Source organism: Agrobacterium sp. 22094 (genome assembly GCF_052046015.1).
In the GTDB taxonomy this organism is placed as follows: Bacteria; Pseudomonadota; Alphaproteobacteria; order Rhizobiales; family Rhizobiaceae; genus Agrobacterium; species Agrobacterium cavarae.
This window is the reverse complement of record NZ_JBQEPX010000012.1, coordinates 1-2,336: the sequence shown is the minus strand read 5'-3', so window position 1 is coordinate 2,336 and position 2,336 is coordinate 1. Positions and strand designations below refer to the sequence as shown.

3 protein-coding genes are annotated in these 2,336 nt (G+C 59.1%); 1 reads left to right on the top strand and 2 read right to left on the bottom strand.

Annotated elements, in window-relative coordinates; translation table 11 throughout:
* Together ACTJK5_RS22930 and ACTJK5_RS22925 are read right to left on the bottom strand one after the other, a co-directional pair.
* Positions 1-562: type IV secretory system conjugative DNA transfer family protein (locus tag ACTJK5_RS22930; protein ID WP_440613308.1), on the bottom strand; the 562-nt coding region annotated here is incomplete at its 3' end.
* Positions 559-966, bottom strand: coding sequence for a mobilization protein (locus ACTJK5_RS22925; RefSeq protein ID WP_440599137.1), 408 nt, complete (start codon positions 964-966; stop codon positions 559-561). The genes ACTJK5_RS22925 and ACTJK5_RS22930, both read right to left, overlap by 4 nt.
* A gap of 238 nt (positions 967-1,204) precedes the next feature.
* Here ACTJK5_RS22925 and mobQ point away from each other — a divergent pair.
* On the top strand, positions 1,205-2,336 hold a 1,132-nt coding region (mobQ, locus tag ACTJK5_RS22920; RefSeq protein ID WP_440613307.1), incomplete at its 3' end, for a MobQ family relaxase.

Sequence of the window (2,336 nt, the reverse complement as noted above, 5' to 3'; positions counted from 1 at the left end):
AGGATGGCCGATCTGTCACCCCGAACGGATCGAGTACATGCAGTGCTCCAAAGCCCTCCCTTGCTCGCGCCGTGATCCTGGCATTCTCGCCTTTTGGATCGATGCAGATGACCGAGCGCTGCGCAGTCAGCAGGTTTGGAATGATCGTACCAACGCCCTTGCCGGTTCGGGTCGGCGCCATCGTCATCAGATGCGATGGACCGTCATAGCGCAGCAAAGCCTTCTTCTGAGGGTCGCGTCCAATGATGAGACCGGCACGATGCTTCCCCGCCATCGATGCGATGTCTTTTGCACTGGCCCAGCGTGCCGTGCCGAACACGGATTGCACCGGCACCTCTGAGACGAATGCTCCCATGAAGCCGAACACTCCGAAGACAAGCGGCAGGTGCTTTGCCACGACCAGCAGGACCTGACTGATTAGTCCCTGCTCCGCGCCCAAGGCCCAATGCACCACAAAGTCGAGGAAGATGATCGTGCCTGCATTCACCCAGCCGATCGCCGCACAAATGGCTCCCAGGAAAGGCGCCGTCACGACCGCCTTCACAAAGCCCCAGACCGTCATGGCTGCACGGTGCCTCCGTCCTCGCTGGGAGATCGTTGCGCGCCATCCAGGAGCGTCAGTGCAGCCTCATCGATGGCGCCATCCAGTCCAGTGCTAGGCGATTGTGGCGCGGACGAATTGGTCTCACTCTGTGGCCATAACAGGTCGACGAACAAGAGCCGGTCAGCATCGCGGCTCAGGTAGGCCGGGAACTCGCGAGCCAGCCATTGTCGCAACTGCTTGGCGTCCATCGCTCCCTGTCGATGTGCGGAATCTCCCTCCTGCTCCAGCCGTTCCAGAACAAACGATCCGAGCAGCATCCTGCGCCGTGTCGTCTCTGCCCGCTGCTGCTTCTCCAGCCGCGATTGCAGCGCCTTCTTCTGCTCTTCCAGCTCCCTGATCCGCTGTTCAATGGGTTTGCGCATGCCTGCTCTCCCTGTTGTTTGTGGGTCAAAGCACGGCATTCAAGGAAACCCCTTTCGAATTGGCCACTGGCATTTGTGCTAGTTGAATACTGACCTCTCCACAGCTACCCCCGGTTAAGGCACAAGGGCGCACTTACGAGTTGCGCAAATTTTGGCGCGTGGTTTGCGCCCTTTGGCCAGTGAACAACGGACAGTTGGAGACTGTCTGCCTGTCGGATCTGTCTATCGCGGGGGAATGATGGCGATCTATCATTGCAGCGCAAAGCCGGTCAGCCGATCGGGAGGCCGAAGTGCCGTGGCGGCCATTGCCTACCGGACGGCAAGCCTGCTGACGAACGAACGCGATGGCCTCACCCATGACTTTAACGCCAAGAAGGGTGTGGTTCATTCCGAGATCGTTCTACCCGACGATGTCGATGCAGACTGGGCGTTGGATCGCTCTGCACTTTGGAATGCCGCAGAAGCGGCAGAGCGCCGAAGAGATAGCCGCGTTGCCCGTGAGTTCGAGATCGCTCTTCCGCATGAACTGAGTGCAGACGCCCGCCTGTCGCTCGCCCGTGCCTTTGCCCAGGATCTGGCAGACCGCTACGGTGCTGCCGTCGACTTCGCCATTCATGTTCCGCAAGGCAAGAGCGACATCCGCAATGTCCATGCCCATGTGATGATGACGACGCGCGAGGTGACACCAGACGGTCTTGGCGAGAAGACCATGATCGAGCGCGAGAACAGATGGTTGCTGGCAAACGGTCTGCCCACCTCGCACATGCAGATGCGCGATATCCGCAAAGCCTTTGCCGATCACGCAAATCGCCATCTGCTGGAGGCTGGTCTCGATATCCGTGTCGATCATCGATCGCATCTTGATCGTGGCCTGGAACTTTCACCAACCGAGCATATGGGGGTGCATGCCAGCCAGATGGAGCGGCGTGGGCTCGACGTATCCAGGACTCGTCTCGAAGAGAAAGCAGCGAAGAAAAACGCTGATCTCATCCGCAGAAAGCCGGAAGAGGTTCTGCGCATTCTGACCGACGAGAGAAGCGTCTTCGACCGTCATGACATCGCCCGCACAATTCATCGCTATATCAACGACAATGACGGTTTCCAGCGCGCCTTTGCCGCTGTCATGGCCTCACCTCAGCTCTTCGAGCTTTTGCCGGAGCAGAACGGCAAACTGGCAAAATACTCGACGCGGGAAATGATCACGGTCGAGCACGCGATGGCAGCAAGCAGCCTGCGCATGGCGGAGCGAAACAATCATCGCGTCAGCGCAAACAAGATTGATCAGGCGCTCCGCCGGCAGGATGCGATGCTCGGCGGTTCGGGTCTCACGGATGAGCAAAGAACCGCTGTTCGACACATCACATCCCCCA